16 protein-coding genes are annotated in these 16885 nt (G+C 68.4%); 7 read left to right on the top strand and 9 right to left on the bottom strand.

Features of this window, described 5'->3' with window-relative positions; genetic code table 11:
- Positions 1 to 53: 53 nt before the first annotated feature.
- The 3 genes from EV647_RS42285 to EV647_RS35910 are packed head-to-tail and all read left to right on the top strand — an operon-like array spanning position 54 to position 4050.
- On the top strand, positions 54 to 203 hold the full coding sequence (locus tag EV647_RS42285) for a hypothetical protein (RefSeq protein WP_166680123.1): 150 nt from the start codon (positions 54 to 56) through the stop codon (positions 201 to 203).
- A gap of 20 nt (positions 204 to 223) precedes the next feature.
- The gene (locus EV647_RS35915) at positions 224 to 3013 is read left to right on the top strand and encodes a ribonucleoside-diphosphate reductase subunit alpha (RefSeq protein WP_238177566.1); all 2790 of its coding nucleotides are present in this window, start codon (positions 224 to 226) and stop codon (positions 3011 to 3013) included.
- Positions 3010 to 4050, top strand: coding sequence for a ribonucleotide-diphosphate reductase subunit beta (locus tag EV647_RS35910; protein ID WP_238177565.1), 1041 nt, complete (start codon positions 3010 to 3012; stop codon positions 4048 to 4050). Before EV647_RS35915 ends, EV647_RS35910 begins: the two co-directional genes overlap by 4 nt.
- Before the next feature lie 215 nt (positions 4051 to 4265).
- Here EV647_RS35910 and EV647_RS35905 read toward each other — a convergent pair whose 3' ends face one another.
- From EV647_RS35905 to EV647_RS35875, 7 genes are read right to left on the bottom strand one after another with little or no spacing between them, the layout of a single operon-like run.
- Complete coding sequence (locus tag EV647_RS35905) at positions 4266 to 4844, bottom strand: isochorismatase family protein (protein WP_134011090.1); 579 nt, start codon at positions 4842 to 4844, stop codon at positions 4266 to 4268.
- Between the two features lie 12 nt (positions 4845 to 4856).
- On the bottom strand, positions 4857 to 6218 hold the full coding sequence (locus tag EV647_RS35900; protein WP_202876428.1) for an MFS transporter: 1362 nt from the start codon (positions 6216 to 6218) through the stop codon (positions 4857 to 4859).
- 4 nt (positions 6219 to 6222) lie between these two features.
- Positions 6223 to 6672 (bottom strand): MarR family winged helix-turn-helix transcriptional regulator, encoded by a 450-nt coding sequence (locus EV647_RS35895; protein ID WP_134011088.1) that lies wholly within the window; start codon positions 6670 to 6672, stop codon positions 6223 to 6225.
- Between the two features lie 32 nt (positions 6673 to 6704).
- Positions 6705 to 7883: an ROK family transcriptional regulator gene (locus EV647_RS35890; RefSeq protein WP_202876427.1), complete on the bottom strand. Its 1179-nt coding sequence runs from the start codon at positions 7881 to 7883 to the stop codon at positions 6705 to 6707.
- A complete protein-coding gene (locus EV647_RS35885) occupies positions 7864 to 8727 on the bottom strand; it encodes a carbohydrate ABC transporter permease (protein ID WP_238175837.1) in 864 nt (287 codons plus the stop codon). Before EV647_RS35885 ends, EV647_RS35890 begins: the two co-directional genes overlap by 20 nt.
- A complete protein-coding gene (locus tag EV647_RS35880) occupies positions 8724 to 9704 on the bottom strand; it encodes a carbohydrate ABC transporter permease (protein WP_134011086.1) in 981 nt (326 codons plus the stop codon). The genes EV647_RS35885 and EV647_RS35880 overlap by 4 nt, the downstream gene beginning before the upstream one ends.
- The gene (locus EV647_RS35875; protein ID WP_202876426.1) at positions 9704 to 11104 is read right to left on the bottom strand and encodes an ABC transporter substrate-binding protein; all 1401 of its coding nucleotides are present in this window, start codon (positions 11102 to 11104) and stop codon (positions 9704 to 9706) included. The genes EV647_RS35880 and EV647_RS35875 overlap by 1 nt, the downstream gene beginning before the upstream one ends.
- Before the next feature lie 116 nt (positions 11105 to 11220).
- Here EV647_RS35875 and EV647_RS35870 point away from each other — a divergent pair, with 116 nt between their 5' ends.
- The 4 genes from EV647_RS35870 to EV647_RS35855 all read left to right on the top strand — a co-directional run bounded on the left by EV647_RS35870 (position 11221) and on the right by EV647_RS35855 (position 14862).
- A complete protein-coding gene (locus EV647_RS35870) occupies positions 11221 to 12246 on the top strand; it encodes a zinc-binding alcohol dehydrogenase (protein ID WP_134011084.1) in 1026 nt (341 codons plus the stop codon).
- Positions 12246 to 13040, top strand: a complete 795-nt coding sequence (locus tag EV647_RS35865) for a sugar phosphate isomerase/epimerase (protein WP_134011082.1) — start codon at positions 12246 to 12248, stop codon at positions 13038 to 13040. Before EV647_RS35870 ends, EV647_RS35865 begins: the two co-directional genes overlap by 1 nt.
- Positions 13037 to 14362, top strand: a complete 1326-nt coding sequence (locus tag EV647_RS35860) for a hypothetical protein (protein ID WP_134011080.1) — start codon at positions 13037 to 13039, stop codon at positions 14360 to 14362. The genes EV647_RS35865 and EV647_RS35860 overlap by 4 nt, the downstream gene beginning before the upstream one ends.
- Positions 14363 to 14586: 224 nt before the next feature.
- The gene (locus EV647_RS35855) at positions 14587 to 14862 is read left to right on the top strand and encodes a response regulator transcription factor (protein ID WP_134011078.1); all 276 of its coding nucleotides are present in this window, start codon (positions 14587 to 14589) and stop codon (positions 14860 to 14862) included.
- Here the strand turns inward: EV647_RS35855 and EV647_RS35850 are convergent.
- Together EV647_RS35850 and cimA are read right to left on the bottom strand one after the other, a co-directional pair.
- On the bottom strand, positions 14855 to 15091 hold the full coding sequence (locus EV647_RS35850; RefSeq protein WP_134011076.1) for a hypothetical protein: 237 nt from the start codon (positions 15089 to 15091) through the stop codon (positions 14855 to 14857). The two genes, EV647_RS35855 and EV647_RS35850, sit on opposite strands and share 8 nt — an antisense overlap.
- A complete protein-coding gene (gene cimA / locus EV647_RS35845; protein ID WP_134011073.1) occupies positions 15088 to 16677 on the bottom strand; it encodes a citramalate synthase in 1590 nt (529 codons plus the stop codon). The genes EV647_RS35850 and cimA overlap by 4 nt, the downstream gene beginning before the upstream one ends.
- Positions 16678 to 16885 lie beyond the last annotated feature (208 nt).

Genomic DNA, 16885 nt, shown 5'->3' with positions numbered 1-16885 from the left:
ACTGGTGGGTTGGAGCGATCAGCACCACAACATGTTGTGGGCGCCTGCCACCGGTGCGTGTACCGCCGGTGCACGCGGTCCGAGATCTCGCGGGTGGGTCGCAGGGCGTGACGGCAGTGTTCCCGGCCGGTGCCGCCGGTCCCGTCGTACGCCTGCTCGCGCGGTCCCGGATCTCCGAACTCTTCTGGAGCGCACACCTGTGACCATTGCTTCCTCGTCATCTGTGGCGACGGCAGATCTCCGAACGGAGCTCACCGTCATCCGCAGGGACGGCACCAGTACGCCGTTCGACGCCACCAAGATCTCCGTCGCCATGACCAAGGCCTTCCTCGCTGTCGAGGGCTCCGAGGCCGGCGCCACGCACCGGGTCCGCGACCTGGTCGCCGACCTGACCGGCCGGGTCGTCGCCGCGTTGACCAGCCGCGGCGACACTCGCCGCAGCGTGCAGGTCGAGGACATCCAGGACCAGGTCGAGCTGGCGCTGATGCGCGCCGGCGAGCACCAGGTCGCCCGCGCCTACGTGCTGTACCGCGAGGAGCGGACCAAGGCCCGCACGCCCGCCGATCCGGCCGGCGTCACCGAGAAGCCGGCGCTGACCGTCCGCGCCGCCGACGGCAGCCGGTCCCCGCTCGACGTCGACCGGCTCCGGGTGATCGTCGCCGAAGCCGCCTCCGGACTCGACGCGGTCGACCCCGAGCTGATCCTGAACGAGACCCTCGGCGCCTGCTACGACGGCATCGCGCAGCACGAGGTCGAGCTCGCGCTGGTGATGGCCGCGCGGTCGTACGTCGAGACCGAGCCGCAGTACAGCTTCGCCGCGTCCCGACTGCTGCTGGACCAGATCCGTCGCGAGGCGCTGGGTCGCGTCCACGGCGAGCCGCGTCAGGCGAGTCAGGCCGACATGACCACGGCGTACGTCGACTACTTCCCGCGCTACATCCAGCTCGGCATCGAGGCCGGGCAGCTCGACCCCGAGCTCGGCCGCTTCGATCTCGACCGTCTCGCCGCGGCGATCAAGCCCGAGGCCGATCTGAACTTCACGTTCCTCAGCCTGCAGACGCTCTACGACCGGTACCTGCTGCACCTCGCCAAGGTGCGGTACGAGTTGCCGCAGGCGTTCTTCCTCCGGGTCGCGATGGGAATGGCCCTGCGCGAGGACGACCGCGAGGCGCGGGCGATCGAGTTCTACGAACTGCTCAGCTCGTTCCGCTTCATGTCGTCGACGCCGACGCTGTTCAACTCCGGCACCACCCGGCCGCAGCTGTCGTCGTGCTTCCTGACCACGGTCGAGGACGACCTGTCCGGCATCTTCACCGGCATCCGCAACAACGCCCTGCTCGCGAAGTACTCCGGCGGCCTCGGCAACGACTGGACCCCGGTCCGCGGCATCGGCGCCCACATCCGCGGCACCAACGGCGAGTCCCAGGGCGTAGTCCCCTTCCTCAAAATCGCCAACGACACCGCCGTAGCTGTGAATCAGGGTGGAAAAAGGAAGGGCGCTGTCTGTGCGTATCTCGAGACTTGGCACATCGACGTCGAGGAGTTTCTCGAGCTGCGGAAGAACACCGGCGACGAGCGGCGGCGTACGCATGACATGAACACCGCGAACTGGGTGCCGGATCTGTTTCTGCAGCGGGTGGAGGCCGGCGGGGAGTGGACGTTGTTCTCCCCCGACGAGGTGCCGGATCTGCATGATCTGTACGGCGCTGCGTTCGCCGAGGCGTACGCGCGGTACGAGGTGGCTGCGGATCGCGGGGAGATCCGGGTGTTCAAGCGGGTCAAGGCCGTTGACCTGTGGCGGCGGATGCTGACCGTATTGTTCGAGACCGGGCACCCGTGGATCACGTTCAAGGACGCCTGCAACCTGCGCTCGCCGCAGCAGCACGACGGCGTCGTCCACTCGTCGAACCTGTGCACCGAGATCACGCTGAACACGACCGTCGACGAGACCGCGGTCTGCAACCTCGGCTCGGTCAACCTGGTCGCCCATCTGACCGAGGACGGTCTGGATGCCGACCTGCTCCGCGACACCGTGAAGACCGCGGTGCGGATGCTCGACAACGTGATCGACGTGAACTTCTACACCACCCCGGAATCGGAGCGCGCCAACCAGCGGCACCGCCCGGTCGGCCTCGGCCTGATGGGATTCGCCGACGCGTTGTTCACATTGCGGATCCCGTACGCGTCCGACGCCGCGGTCGAGTTCGCGGACCGCTCGATGGAGCAGATCAGCTACCACGCGATCGAGGCGTCCAGTGAGCTCGCGGCCGAGCGCGGCCGGTACTCGTCGTACGACGGATCGCTGTGGAGCCTCGGGATCCTGCCGATCGACTCGCTCGACCTGCTGCACACGGCGCGCGACGGTGACGTGATCATCGACCGCGACACCCGGCTCGACTGGGACGGTCTGCGCGCGAAGGTCCTGCGTGACGGCATGCGGAACTCCAACGTGATGGCGATCGCGCCGACCGCGACGATCTCCAACATCTGCGGCGTGAGTCAGTCGATCGAGCCGACGTACAGCAACCTGTTCGTGAAGTCGAACATGTCGGGCGAGTTCACCGTCGCCAACCCGTACCTCGTCTCCGATCTGAAGGCACGCGGGCTGTGGGACCAGGTGATGGCGTCGGACCTGAAGTACCACGACGGGGTGGTGTCGGGGATCGAGCGGATCCCGGCCGATCTGCGCGAGCTGTACGCGACGGCGTTCGAGATCGACCCACTCTGGCTGGTGAAGGCGGCGTCGCGGCGGCAGAAGTGGATCGACCAGGCGCAGTCGCTGAACCTCTACATGGCGAAGCCGTCCGGCCGGGCGCTCGACGAGCTTTACCGGTCAGCTTGGCGTTATGGCCTCAAGACGACTTATTACCTGCGTTCCCAGTCAGCGACCCATGTCGAGAAATCCACGCTGAAGGGCACCGACGGCCGGCTCAACGCCGTACCCGTATCCGTCCCTGAACCTACCGGAGCGGTCTGCTCGATCGACGACCCTGACTGCGAGGCCTGCCAGTGAGCGCCATTTCGATCGGGGCCGCCCGCGTCGAGGTCGCCGACAAGGCGATGATCAACTCGCGCGCGGACGTGAACCAGCTGCTGCCCTTGAAGTACACGTGGGCCTGGGAGAAATACCTTGCCGCGTGCAACAACCACTGGATGCCCACCGAGGTCTCGATGCAAGCCGATATCTCGCTGTGGAAGTCACGTGATGGTCTGACCGACGACGAGCGCTTGATGCTGCAGCGGAACCTCGGGTTCTTCGCCACCGCGGAGTCCCTGGTCGCGAACAACATCGTGCTGGCCGTCTATCGCCAGCTGAGCAACCCCGAGTGCAGGCAGTACCTGCTCCGCCAGGCGTTCGAGGAGGCGGTGCACACGCACACCTTCCAGTACATCTGCACGTCGCTCGGTCTCGACGAGGGCGAGCTGTTCAACATGTACCGCGAGGTGCCGTCGATCTCCGACAAGGACGCGTGGGCCTTGAAGTACACGCAACACTTGGAGGACCCGGATTTCCGCACCGGTACGCCGGAAGCGGACACCGCATTCCTGCGCGACCTGATCGCGTTCTACGTGGTGTTCGAGGGGATGTGGTTCTACACCGGGTTCGCGCAGATCCTGTCGCTCGGCCGGCGGAACAAGATGGTCGGTATCGCCGAGCAGTACCAGTACATCCTGCGCGACGAGTCGATCCACCTGAACTTCGGCATCGACTGCATCAACCAGATCAAGCAGGAGAACCCGCACCTGTGGACGACGGCGTTCCAGGCCGAGGTCCGGCAGATGCTGACCGAGGCGTGCGAGCTCGAAGTCGCCTACGGCCGCGCCACGATGCCCAACGGCATGCTCGGCCTCACCGCGGACCTCTGCGAGCAGTACATGCACTTCGTCACGGACCGCAGAGCAGAACAAATTGGTATCGAACCGATTTTCGGTGAAACGCGGAACCCCTTCGGGTGGATGTCAGAGGTGATGGACCTGAAGAAGGAGAAGAACTTCTTCGAAACCCGCGTCATCGAGTACCAGTCCTCCAGCGGCCTCAGCTGGGACTGACCCGATCCGGGGGGCCCGCGGCGCAACTCGCCGCCCCGCGGGCCTCCCGCCAACTCACCGCCCGCCGAGCAGCTGACTCGGGGAGGATATTGCGCCGGTTGCATGGAACGCCAAGCCTTGTCCGGACGATCGCGCCGAGGCGTGTCGTTTGGCTCGGCCCCGGGACCGCGAGTCGTGGATCGGGGTTGCGATTTGCCGCCGAAATCTAACCGGGCTCATCCGAGCAGTGCGAGGATCTCCGCCGTCGAGCCGGTCTCTCCCAGTCGCGGGAAGATCCAGTTCAGTGAGTTCTCGTGCGCGGAGGCGCTCAGGTCGGTCATCGCGTCGGTGGCGAGGGTGACGTGGTAGCCGTGCTCGTACGCCGCTCGCGCGGTCGACTCCACGCCGATACTGGTGGCCACGCCGGTCAGCACAATCTGCGTGATGCCGCGACGGCGCAACTGCACATCGAGGTCGGTGCCGTGGAACGCGCCCCAGTTGCGTTTCGTCACGACGATGTCCTCGGCGTGACCGGCCAGCTGGTCGACGATCTGGTCCGCCCCGGCCGGCGGCGTCCCTCCACCTGAGCGGGCCGGCTGCTCAGTCCGGCCGGGCAGCCGGTCGCCACCGTCGGCGGCGAAGCTGACGCGGACGAGGACAACCGGAAGGTCGTGCTTACGGAAGGCGTCGGCGAGCTCGACGGTCTTGCAGATCACGTCCGCGGTGGAATGCGGCGCACCGGGCAGTAGGGCGACGGCGTTCTGCAGGTCGATGACAACGAGGGCGGTCTTCGGGTCAAGGGTAGTGACAGGCACAGTTGAACCTCTCTATTCAGGTAGGTCGAGGAAGGTGACCAGGAGGAGCAGGCCCGCGACGACGAGCAGGAAGATCGCCAGGTCGTGCAGTCCGGCCGTGGTTGCGCCGTACTGGAAGAAGTGGGCGTTCGCCGCGGCCGAGATGAGAGCACCGACGTACACGCAGGTTCGTAGCAGGCCCGCGGATGAGCCGATGCGGGCCGGATCGGCCTGCTGGTACAGGGCGGTCTGGTTGGCGAGGTTGTTGAGGCCTTGTGGTACGCCGGCGATCACGCCGACGAGGGCGAGGACCCAGATCGGCGTGCTCGTGCCGACGAACAACTGCGCGGCCGCGGCCAGCAGCAAAAAGAGGCCTCCGGCAACGAGTTTGCCGCGGATCGCTGCCCGCCGGCCGGTCAGCGCGGTGATCACAACCGCCGCGAGCGACAGCGGCAACAGGAGCAGACCGGCCGCGGACGCACCGAGCCCGCGGGCCTCCTCCAGCCACTGGGTGAAGCCGTAGAGGAACGAGTAGGCGCCGACATACGCGAGCACCTGGCGGGTGTAGGTCATGATCAGCGGCCGGTTGCCACCCAGTACACGCAGATCGATGAATGGCTCCACCACCCGCAACTGCGCGATCACGAACGCCACGCCAAGGGCGACCGCGAGCACCACCAGGTACCAGTGCGAGACCCGCGGCTGCATGAGGAAGAACATCAGTGAGACCAAAGTGCCGGTGAACAGCACGATGCCCACGTAGTCCAGTCCGCCGGCACCCCGCGAACGTGCGCGGCGCGGCAGCCAGAGCGAGCCGAGGACCACGCAGATCACGGACAGCGGGACGTTGATCGTGAAGATCAGATGCCAGCCGCCGAGGCCGATCAGGAGGCCGCCCAGCGTCGGGCCGATCACCGCGATCACCTGGTTCGCGATCGACAGACTGCTGAGGATGGCGGCGGGCGTGTCCATCCCGGTCCGGTCGGCCTCGCTGCGGATCAAGGACATCGACGCCGGGTACGCCGCCGACGTACCGAGGCCGAGGAGGACACGCGATGCGACGAGTACGCCGAGGTTGGGGGCCAGCGCACCGAGCAGACCGGCCACGCCGACGAGCGAGGTGGCGATCAGGTAGAGCGGTCGCGGCCCGAACAGGTCGACGAGCCGGCCCATCACGGGCTGACCGACCGCAGTCGCGAGGTACAGGCCGGTGACCAGCCACGCGGTCTGCGACGGCGGTACGCCGAATGCGGCGCCGATCGGGATCAGCGCGACCGCGAGCATCGACGAGTTGATCGGGTTCAGGATCGACCCGACGAGCATCGGTGCGATCAGCCGCCGATCGAAGCGTTCCGGCGGCGTCACCTCGAGGCCGCCGTGGACGTGCGATGACAACCGGTCAACGGTCGGTCGCCGCCTCGATCGCGTGGTCCAGCAAGGCGAGCGCCTTGATGATCGTCTGCCGCTCGGCCTCGGTGCAGTGCTCCTGGAGCGTCTCCGCCAGCCACTCCTGCCGGACCTTGCGATCGCCCTGCAGACGATTCCGGCCGGCTGTGGTCAGCGAGACCACCTGGCGGCGGCCGTCCTCCGGATCCGGGTTGCGCTCGAGCAACTCCGCCTCGCGCAGCCCGGCGAGAATCGCGGCCATCGACTGCGGCCGCACCCGCTCGGCCGCCGCGAGCTCGCTGGCCGACGCCGGTCCCTCCTTGTCCAACCGACTCAGCACGGACGACTGCGACGGCGTCAGGTCGTCGGTGTCCGCAAGCGCCTTCAACCGCCGTTTCACACGGCCGAACACCACCCGCACCTGACTCGCGGCCTGGACGGCAGACTCTGACACACCAGCCATATGAACAGTATAAACTGTTCAGTCCAGACTGACTATCTCTGGAGGGTCGCCAACCGGGCGTCGACGGCGGTCGACGAGAAGACCTCGTTGACGACCAGGCGTGCCATGCCGTCGAGGGCGGCGTGGTCGGCGAGTCGGCCGGTCGTGACGCCCAGATGACGGGTGGCCCGGGGCAGCGTCACCTGATAGAGGACCTCGTTGACGCCGGCCACGAAGTCCGTGTGGGCCAGGTCGCCCGCGATCATCAGCACCCCCGGATTGAGGACGCTCACCACGGTCGCGAGCACCTCCCCCACCCGGCGGCCGGCCTCGCGGGCGAGCCGCAACGCGTCCGGCTGCCCGGCCTGCAGCAACGCCCGGACGTCGGCGCCCGAGCGCGCGGCCACGCCCAGCTCGGTGAGCGCCGCGGCGATCGCGCCGCCGCTCGCGACCGCCGCCAGGCAGCCGATCGAGCCGCACTGGCACTTCGCGTCACCGGCGTCCCGGACCCGGATGTGCCCGATGTCGCCGGCCCCGCCGTCGATCCCACGGAACACCTGCCCGTCGATCACGACCCCGGACCCGATCCCGGTCGACACCTTGACCAGCACGAACGCCGGGCAGTCCGGGTACTCGGCGGCCTGCTCCCCGAGCGCCATCGCGTTCGCGTCGTTGTCGACCAGCACCGGTACGTCGAACCGGCGGCGGAGGTGATCGCGGATCGGGTACTCGTCCCAGCCCGGCATGATCGGCGGCCGGATCACCAGCCCGGTGTCGAACTCGACCGGACCGGGCACCGACACCCCGATTCCCGCCAGCTCCGCCGCCGACCGCCCAGCCGCGGCGAGCAACGCGTCGAACCAGTCCGCCAGCGTGTCGAGGACGACGCCCGGACCGTCCGCGATGACGAGGTCGCCGGACTGCTCGGCCAGCACGGCGCCGCCGAGATCCATCAGCGCGGCCCGCGCGTGCCGGGTGTCCAGGTCGGCGGTCAGCACGCAGGCATGCTGCTCGTCGAACCGCAGCACCACCGGCGGCCGCCCGCCGGTGGAAGCGGTCGACCCCGCTTCCACCAGCCAGCCGTTCTTCAGCAGGCCGTCGAGACGCTGGCCCAGCGTCGACCGGGAGAGGCCGGTGAGCTCCTGCAACTCGCCACGGGTCAGCGCCCGGCCGGTGCGAACGAGCTCCAGCAGGTACCCCGACGTCGTGAGATCAGCTCTTATCGGCCCCACTGGTCAATCCCTCCGTCAGCATGCGCTCCGCCGCGTAGAACATGAGCACCACCGGCAGAGTCAACACGACCGAGCCTGCCATCAGCACGGTCTTCGGCACCTCGACCCCGTTCGACAGTTGCTGCAGCCCGAGCGAGACCGTCCAGTGTGTCGGCTCGGCCGCCAGGAACAGCAGTGCGAACAGGAACTCGTTCCACGCGATCATGAAAACGTACAGCCCGGTGGCCATCACCGACGGAGCGGCCAGCGGCAGCACGATCCGCCGGATGATCGACAGCCGCGAGCACCCGTCCAGCGCGGCGGCCTCCTCGACACTCACCGGCACGGTCGCGAAGTAGTTGCGGAGCATGTAGATCGCGACCGGCACGGTCTGCGCGATGTACACGATCACCAGTCCGACGAGGCTGCCCTGCAGCCCGGCCTTGGCGAACATCACGAACAGCGGTACGGCGAGCAGCGTCGCCGGGAACAGGTACACGCCGAGGAAGAGCGCGCTCACCTCGCGCCGCCCGGTGAACCTCAGGCGGCTCACGGCGTACGCGCCCGGGATGGCGACCAGCAGCGTCAGGACGACGGCTCCGATCGACACCAGGGCGGAGTTCCGCAGCATGGTGAGGAAGCCCTGGCCGCCGTCCTCGACCGAGGTGAGCACCTGCCGGTACGAGTCCACGGTGAACTCGCTGACCGACACCCAGATCCGGCCCGGGTCCAGCAGCAGGTTGTCGATCGGCTTCACCGACAGCAACAGCATGTAGTAGAAGGGGAAGAGCGTCGCCACCACCAGGACAGCGATCACCACCCAGCGCATCACGCCGAAGAACTTCTCCTGGAACGCCGCCCTCACGACTCCTCCTCCTGTGCGCGCCGGCCCCAGAACCGGAAGTACAGACCGAGCAGCACGATCAGCACTGCCGCGAGTACGACGGCCTGCGCGGACGCCAGTCCGACATCGAACCGCGCGGTCAGGAACCGGTAGACCCGGACCGCGACCACGTCGGTCCCGGCGCCGCCGCCGGTCAGCAGGTACACGTCGTCGAACTTGTTGAACGTCATGATGAACCGCAGCACCGACAGCAGCGCGATCACCGGCATCAGCTGCGGCAGCAGGACGAACCGGAACCGCTGCCACGGCGTGGTCCCGTCCACGACGGCCGCCTCCTCGAGCACCACTGGGACCGCCTGCAGCCGGGCCAGCAGGAACAGGAAGGCGAACGGGAAGTACCGCCAGGTCTCGAAGGCGATCACGGTGAACAACGCCATCGGCACCGGTACGCCGAGAACGTCGTACGAGCGTTGCGTCAGGAAGGCGATCGGGCGGTCCCAGCCGAAGATGTTCATGCCCCAGTGGTTGACCACGCCGAGGTCCGGGCTGAGCAGGACCTGCCAGACGAACGCGACGGCCACGACCGGTGCGACGTACGGCAGCAGCATGGCGCCGCGGATCGGGGCACGGCCGCGGAACGGCCGGCGCAGTGCGAGCGCTGCGACCAGGCCGACCAGGATCGAGCCGAGGGTGGAGCCGATCGTGTAGACGACCGTGGTCCACAGTGACGACCAGAAGCCCGGCGAGCTGAAAACACGTTCGAGGTTGCGCAGGGTCCAGTGGCCCCACAGACCCTGGCTCTGGATGTCGACGAGCCGGACGCTCTGGAACGCCAGCACGATGGTCCAGAGGATCGGCAGCACCACGACGACCAGCACGATGACGAAGGTCGGCGAGACCAGCGCGAGTCCGGTCCGGTTCTCCTCGCGGCGGGCGGTGCGAGGCCTGGTACGGCGCTCCGGCTCGGTCGCCGGCGGCCGCTCGGTCAGTGTTGTCATCAGGCCCTCACCCCAACGTGTCCTGGATCGCGACGATGTCGTCGGTCGCCTGTTTCGCGGCCTCGTCGGCCGTCACCTGCCCGCTCGCCAGGGCGCTGATCGCCTTCGGCACCGGCAGCTCGCCGAGCGTCGCGCCGACCAGGGCTCCCCTGTCCTTCGGTGATCCCCCAGCGCTGCATCTTGCCGACCCCCTCGCGCAGGTCGGTGATGAGCGGCGCAGGGTAGAGCGCGGCCAGCGGCTTGCGCGCGTCGACGCCGATGTCGGCCTTGTCCCACGCCTGGTCGAACGCTTCCGGCTCGGCGGCGGTCCCGTGCCGGACCGGGAACTTGCCTTCGGCAGCCATCCCGATCCACTGGTTGTAGCCCTCGTTCAGCATGTACTCGACGAACTGTCGCGAAGCGTCCGCCTTCGCGGTCTTCGTGACGGTCCAGCCAGTGAGTTCACCGAACTGCGCCGGCTGCTTGCCGTCCGGCCCCTGTACGGCGGTGACGACACCGGTGTTGCGCGAGAGCCACTGCTTGTCCGCCTTGCACTGCTCGCAACTGGGCAGTGCGTCGTCGCGCAGGCCGGCGAGCTCGTCGAGCAGGAACGACGACCAGACCACCATGGCGGACTTCCCCGCGAAGTACGTCGCACGCGTCGAGTCGACCGTCTGCGTCCCTGAGGCGGAGTACTTGGTCGCCAGGTCACCGTAGAAGCGGAACGCGTCCTTGCACGGCCGGCTGTCGAGCGTCACCTTGCCCTGCGGGTCCACGAGCTGGCAGCCGTTCGCCAGCGCGAGGTGCTCGAAACTCTGCTGCGTGAACGGGTCCGCGGGGTCGGTGGCCAGCGAGATGCCCTCGACACCGCCCTTGTTCAGCGTCCGGGCCGCCTGCTCGATGGCGGCGTACGTCGTCGGCGCGGGCAGCCCGGCGGCCGCGAACAGGTCCTTGCGGTAGTAGAGCAGCTGAGTCCAGCCGTCCGACGGTACGGCGAGTTGCCGGCCGCCGTCCCTGGTGAGCTCGAGCGCCCGCGGGTTGAACGTGGAACTGCCGAGATCCTCGACCGCCTGGTTCGCGACGTCGGGGTTGAGCAGGCCGTTGCTCGACAGCTGTTGCATCGCGGCCAGCGGGACCGCGCCGATCACGTCGGGCAGCTTGCCGGCCGCGGCCGCCGACATCACCAGCTGGCTGAGCTGCGGCTCGTCGACCCCGACGAGCTTCACCTCGATGCCGGTCTCGGCGGTGAACTTCTTCAGGATCTGTCGTGTGGTCTCGAGCCGGTCGGAGACGTTCTCCAGCGACCACACGGTGATGCTGCGCGGGTTGCCGCCGGCTGACTCGTCGCCGCACGACGTCAGCAACCCTGCGGCGAGCACCAGCGCGCACAAGGTGCCGAGCACCTTGGTCAGACGTGCCATGCGTCCTCCTCGATGGACGATCACGAGGCATAACATCAGGACTTATGCGTTTTGACAAGACCTAAGTCCGGATGATTTGTTGGTCTCGTTCCGTTCGCCAGTGCCGGAGGTGCCCTGTGGCCCGTGTCGTCCAGTTCTCCGCTCCCCGCGTCGCCGAGGTCGTCGACTTCGATCCGCCACCGCTGCCGCCGGGCCACGTCCGGGTGCGGACGGCGTTCTCCGGTATCTCCGCCGGCACCGAGCTGACGGCGTACCGCGGCACGAATCCGTACCTGACGCGCAGCTGGGACCCGGACGCCCGGCTGTTCCGCGAATCGACCGCGGGGATCGCGTTCCCGGTCGTCGGCTGGGGGTACTCCGAGTCCGGCGAGGTCACCGAGGTCGCGGACGACGTGACCGGCCTCGCGGTGGGCGACCAGGTGTGGGGCATCTGGGGTCACCGCAGCGAGGCCGTGCTGCCGGCCGAGAAGCTGGCCGGGCACCAACTGCCCGACGGCGTCGACCTGGCCGCGGCCGCGTTCGCGCGGGTCGGAGCGATCGCCTTCAACGCGATCCTGGCCGCCGGGATCTCGCTCGGCGAACTGGTCGCGATCTACGGTCAAGGCGTGATCGGCTTGCTGGCCACCCGGCTCGCGGTGCTGAGCGGAGCCCGCGTGGTGACCGTCGACGCGGTCCCGGCCCGGCGGGAGGAGTCGGTGCGGTTCGGCGCCGCCGAGTCCCTGGCGCCAGGTGCAGCGGCCGAGCGGATCCGCGAGCTGAGTCCGGCCGGCGCGGACACGGCGATCGAGCTGTCCGGCGTGTACGCCGCGCTGCACGAAGCGATCCGGTCCGTGACGGTCGGCGGGCGGGTGGTTGCCTCCGGCTTCTACCAAGGTGGCGGCGATGCGCTACGGCTCGGCGAGGAGTTCCACCACAACCGCGTGCAACTGGTCAGCTCGCAGATCGGCGGGGTGCCGCCGGAGCTGACCGGACGCTGGTCGGTCGATCGGCTGCAGACGACGTTCCTCGGCCTGGTCGGCAGCGGCCAGGTCGACGTGCGGCCGCTGATCAGTCACCGCGTCCCGGTCGACGACGCCGCGGACGCCTACACCCTGCTCGACACGCGTCCCGGCGACGCCCTGCAAGTGCTGCTGGAGTTCTGATGAAGATCATTTGCCAAGAGCAACTGCTGCCGGGCGAGAGCCTGCAGGAGAAGTGGGACTTCGCGGTTGCCGCCGGCTACGAGGGTATCGAGCTGCGCGGCAAGGGTGACCTGTCGTTCCGCGACCGCTTGCCGGAGCTCCGGCAGGCCAAGGCGGACGGTGTCGTGATGCCGACGGTCTGCGTCGACATGCTGCACTTCTTCGGCGCGTTCGACGTCGATCAGCGGGCCGACGCGGTGGCGCAGATGAAGTCGCAGTTGTCGGTGATCGCGGAGCTCGGCGGGATCGGCGCACAGACCCCGGCGTCCTACGGGATGTTCTCCCGGCGGCTGCCGCCGTTCGAGCCGCCGCGGGACGAGGCCGGCGACCGTGAGGTGCTGCTCGACGGACTCCGTCAGCTGGCTGAGCACGCGGCGTCCGAGGGCGTCGAGCTGTTCCTGGAGCCGCTCAACCGGTACGAGGACCACATGGTCAACCGGCTCGAGCAGGCCGCTGGACTGATCCAGGAGGTCGGGCTGGACGCGGTGCGGATCGGCATCGACAGCTATCACATGAACATCGAGGAGGCCGACCCGTCCGCCGCGATCACCGAGTTCGCGCCGTACGTCGGCCATGTGCAGCTGAGCGATTCGAACCGGCTGCAGCCGGGCGCGGGGCATCTCGACTGGGCCGCGTTCCTCGGCGCGCTGGACGCCGTGGGCTACGACCGGTACCTGGCCGTCGAGTGCCGGTTGAGTGGTGACCCGGTCGAGGCGGTCCGGTCGATCCCCGCTGTCGTCAGGCGGTACGTGTGAGCGAGCTGCGGCGCGCGGCGGAGCGCGTGCTGTTGGGGAACTGGACCGGCCGGTCGACCGTGCCGTCGCACTCCCTGTATCCGCATCAATGGAGCTGGGACTCGGCGTTCATCGCGATCGGCCTACGGCACCTCTCGCCCCGCCGTGCCCAGGTCGAGCTGGAGTCGCTGTTCGGCGCGCAGTGGCAGGACGGCCGGATCCCGCACATCAGCTTCTCCCCCAGCGTCCCGCGGGACGCGTACTTTCCCGGACCCGACTTCTGGCAGGCGACGACGCGAGGCGGGGTGGAGAGCTCCGGGATCGTCCAGCCGCCGGTTCATGCGCTCGCGGTCTGGCTGACCCATCAGGCCGACGAGGCCGAGTCGATCAGCCGGGGCTTCCTGGCCAGGATGTATCCGAAGCTCGTTGCCTGGCACACCTATCTGCGCGAGCGCCGCGATCTCGGCGGGCGCGGACTGGTCGCGGTAATACATCCGTGGGAGTCAGGCATGGACAACAGTCCGGCCTGGGACGAGGCGCTCGCGCGGGTCGAGCCGGCGCCGTTGCATTCGTTCACCCGCAGGGACACCGACCATGCCAGCGACGACGACCGGCCGACGGACCTCGACTACGGACGCTACGTCCAGCTCGCGGCGACGTACCGGGACCACGGGTACGACGACGCGCGGACACCGTTCGCCTTCGCCCTCGAGGACCCCTGTTTCAACGCCCTGCTCATCGCCTCCGAGCATGCGCTGGCCTCCATCGCGGACGCCCTGTCTCTCGACCGCAGCCGCCATGTCACCGCGGCCGCCGAGTTGACATCCGCCCTGACCACCCTGTTCCACGACGGCATCTTCCGCCCCCGCGACCTGCGCGCAGGCCAGCCGAGAGCGGAAGATGAGCAGACAACGGCGGGTGAGCAGGCAGCGGGGCGGCTTGTCGAGGTCGACACGGTGGCGGGGCTGGTGCCGTTGATCGTGCCGGAGTTGCCGCAGGCGAAGGAGTTGCTGGCGACCGCGCGGGGGCCGAAGTTCCGGTTGGGCGAGGTGCGGATGGTGCCGAGCTACGACCTGACCGGGCCGGCGTTCGAGCCCGGACGCTACTGGCGCGGCCCGAGCTGGTTCAACACCGCGTGGCTTTTGCATCGCGGCCTGGTTCAGCAAGGCGGGCACCAGGCGGAAGAGCTGGCCGACGCGTTGCGGGCCGAGTTACTCGAGCTTGCGGGATCGACCGGCTTCGCCGAGTACGTCGAGCCCTTCACCGGCGAGGCCCGCGGCGCCCGCGACTTCTCCTGGACCGCAGCCCTAGCCCTCGACCTGCTCCGCCTCTCTCGCCCTTGACCTCCACCCCTCTCGCCGTTGACCTCTGCCCCTCTCGCACGGGCCTCCCTCCCACCCGCCCATGACCTTCGACCACTCGCGCTTGACCTGCTGGATGCACTCGCCAACCGAGGCGGCCCCCGGACATCCCAGCTAGGAGGTCAGGCGTCGGCGGAGGGTCGGGAGGAGCCCGAGGGCGTTGTCGCGGCTGATCTGGCGGTGTCGGCGTCGGTGCCGGGTGGCGGATGATCCGGGTGCTGGTCGTGGACGACGAGTGGATGGTGCGCGCGATGCTGTTCCGGATTCTCGACGGGTACGACGACCTCGAGGTCGTCGGCGAGGCCGAGGACGGACGCCAGGCGGTCGAGGAAGCGCGCTGCATCGCCAACAGCGATATCGCCGAGCAGCTGTATCTCAGCGAGGCGACGGTGAAGACTCACGTCAGCCGGATCCTCGCCAAGCTGCAACTCACGAACCGCGTGCAGGCCGCGATCCTCGCCCACCACGCGGGGCTCAGCTGACGGAGACCTCGAGGACGCCGATCACCTTGGCGAGCCGGGCGGCGACGCGGCCGGCGTCGAAACCGTCGCCTTCGACGACGACCCGCAACTCGCCGCGGTCCAGTGAGAGCGAGAGCTCGCGAACGTCGTACGGGTTCAGAATTACGGCGATCCGCGCGAGGATCCCCGTGGTCTCGACGACCTGGGCGGTGAACTCGGTGACGGTGCGTTCGACCGCGAGGAGACTCATCGCACGACCTCCTTGTGGCGCAGGAGACCGAACGTGAAGCCGTCGACCAGCGCCTCCCAGGACGCCTCGACGATGTTGTGGCCGACCCCGACCGTCACCCACGAGCCCTCGCCGTCCGCGGTCTCGATCAGCACTCTGATCACCGCGTCCGTCCCGTGTCCCTGGTCGAGGATGCGGACCTTGTAGTCGACCAACTCGAACTTGTTCACCACCGGGTACGCGCGCTCGATCGCGGTCCGCAGCGCGTGGTCGAGCGCATTGACCGGGCCGTTGCCCTCGCCCGTGACGATCTCCCGCTCGCCGCCCGCGACCAGCTTCACCGTCGACTCCGACACCGCCTCGCCGTCGGCGCGCGACTCGGTGATCACGCGCCAGGACTCGACGTCGAAGAAGGACGCCCGCTCGCCGGTCACCTCTTCGGTCAGCAGCAGCGAGAACGACGCGTCCGCGGCCTCGAACGTGTATCCGCGCGACTCCATCTCCTTCACCCGATCGGTCACCCGGCTGACCAGCTCGCGGTCGCTGCCGAGGTCGAACCCGAGCTCCCGGCCCTTCAGCTCGACGCTCGCCCGGCCCGCCATCTCGGACACCAGCATCCGCATGTCGTTGCCGACCTTCGCCGGATCCGTGTGCTGGTAGAGATCCGGGTCCACCTTGATCGCGCTGGCGTGCAGGCCCGCCTTGTGGGCGAACGCGGACACACCGACGTACGGCTGCCGGGTCGACGGCGGCACGTTCGTCACCTCGGCGATCGCGTGCGCGAGCCGGAACGACTCGGCGAGATTGCCCTCCGGGAGCAGCTTCAGATCACGCTTGAGCTCGAGGTTGGCGACGATCGCCAGCAGATCGGCGTTACCGGTGCGTTCGCCGTACCCGTTGATCGTGCCCTGGACGTGCGTGACGCCGGCCTCGACGGCGGCGATCGTGTTCGCCACCGCGCAGCCGGCGTCGTTGTGACAGTGGATGCCGAGCCTGGCCCCGGTCGATTCGAGTACGTCGCGGACGACGTCCTGGAGCTCCCGGGGCAACGTCCCGCCGTTGGTGTCGCACAAGGCGACGACGTCGGCGCCGGCCTCGGTGGCTACCCGTACGACCTCGAGCGCGTAGGCGCGGTTCGCGCGGTACCCGTCGAAGAAGTGTTCGGTGTCGAGGAAGACCCGCTGGCCGTTCTCCCGCAGGTGCCGGACGGTGTCGGCGACCATCCGGAGGTTCTCGTCGAGCGTCGTCCGCAAGGCCCGTTCGACGTGCGCGTCGTGGCTCTTGGCAACGAGTGTGACGACGCCGGCGCCGGACTCCCGCAGCGCGGCGACCTGCGGGTCGTCGGCGGCCACGGCCTCCGGCTTACAGGTCGCACCGAAGGCCGCGAACGTCGCGTGCCGCAGGTGCAGCTCGGTCTTCGCCCGCTCGAAGAACTCGGTGTCCTTGGGTACGGCGCCCGGCCAGCCGCCCTCGATGAAGCCGACCCCGAGCTCGTCCAGGTACTGCGCGATGGCGATCTTGTCGGCCACGGACAGCGCCAGACCCTCCTGCTGCGCACCGTCGCGCAGAGTGGTGTCGTACACGTGGAAATCGTCCGAGATAGTCATGGGGGTCGGCCTTCCGGAGGGGTGTGCGGCGTCGATACGGGCAAACAAAAAACCTCCCGCAAGGTGCGAGAGGTCTGCGCGCTCAGGTACAGCTTGCTGAGCGCGCCTAGGAAATAATCACCCGATAGTGCTTCATGACGTTTTGCAGTCTGCCACACAATGTCCGGACCATGACGCGGCTGTCTCGCATCACGAACATTCAGTACGC

The sequence above is a fragment of the Kribbella sp. VKM Ac-2566 genome (assembly GCF_004366005.1).
Lineage (GTDB): Bacteria > Actinomycetota > Actinomycetes > Propionibacteriales > Kribbellaceae > Kribbella > Kribbella pratensis.
This window is presented reverse-complemented; position numbering and strand designations above follow the sequence as displayed.

Excerpts from the sequence above, each read along its gene's own strand:
- EV647_RS35895 (WP_134011088.1), bottom strand. The coding sequence starts at position 6,672 with ATGGCTGGTGTGTCAGAGTCTGCCGTCCAGGCCGCGAGTCAGGTGCGG.
- EV647_RS35880 (WP_134011086.1), bottom strand. The coding sequence starts at position 9,704 with ATGACAACACTGACCGAGCGGCCGCCGGCGACCGAGCCGGAGCGCCGT.
- EV647_RS35875 (WP_202876426.1), bottom strand. The coding sequence starts at position 11,104 with ATGGCACGTCTGACCAAGGTGCTCGGCACCTTGTGCGCGCTGGTGCTC.
- EV647_RS35865 (WP_134011082.1), top strand. The coding sequence starts at position 12,246 with ATGAAGATCATTTGCCAAGAGCAACTGCTGCCGGGCGAGAGCCTGCAG.
- EV647_RS35855 (WP_134011078.1), top strand. The coding sequence starts at position 14,587 with ATGATCCGGGTGCTGGTCGTGGACGACGAGTGGATGGTGCGCGCGATG.
- EV647_RS35850 (WP_134011076.1), bottom strand. The coding sequence starts at position 15,091 with ATGAGTCTCCTCGCGGTCGAACGCACCGTCACCGAGTTCACCGCCCAG.
- cimA (WP_134011073.1), bottom strand. The coding sequence starts at position 16,677 with ATGACTATCTCGGACGATTTCCACGTGTACGACACCACTCTGCGCGAC.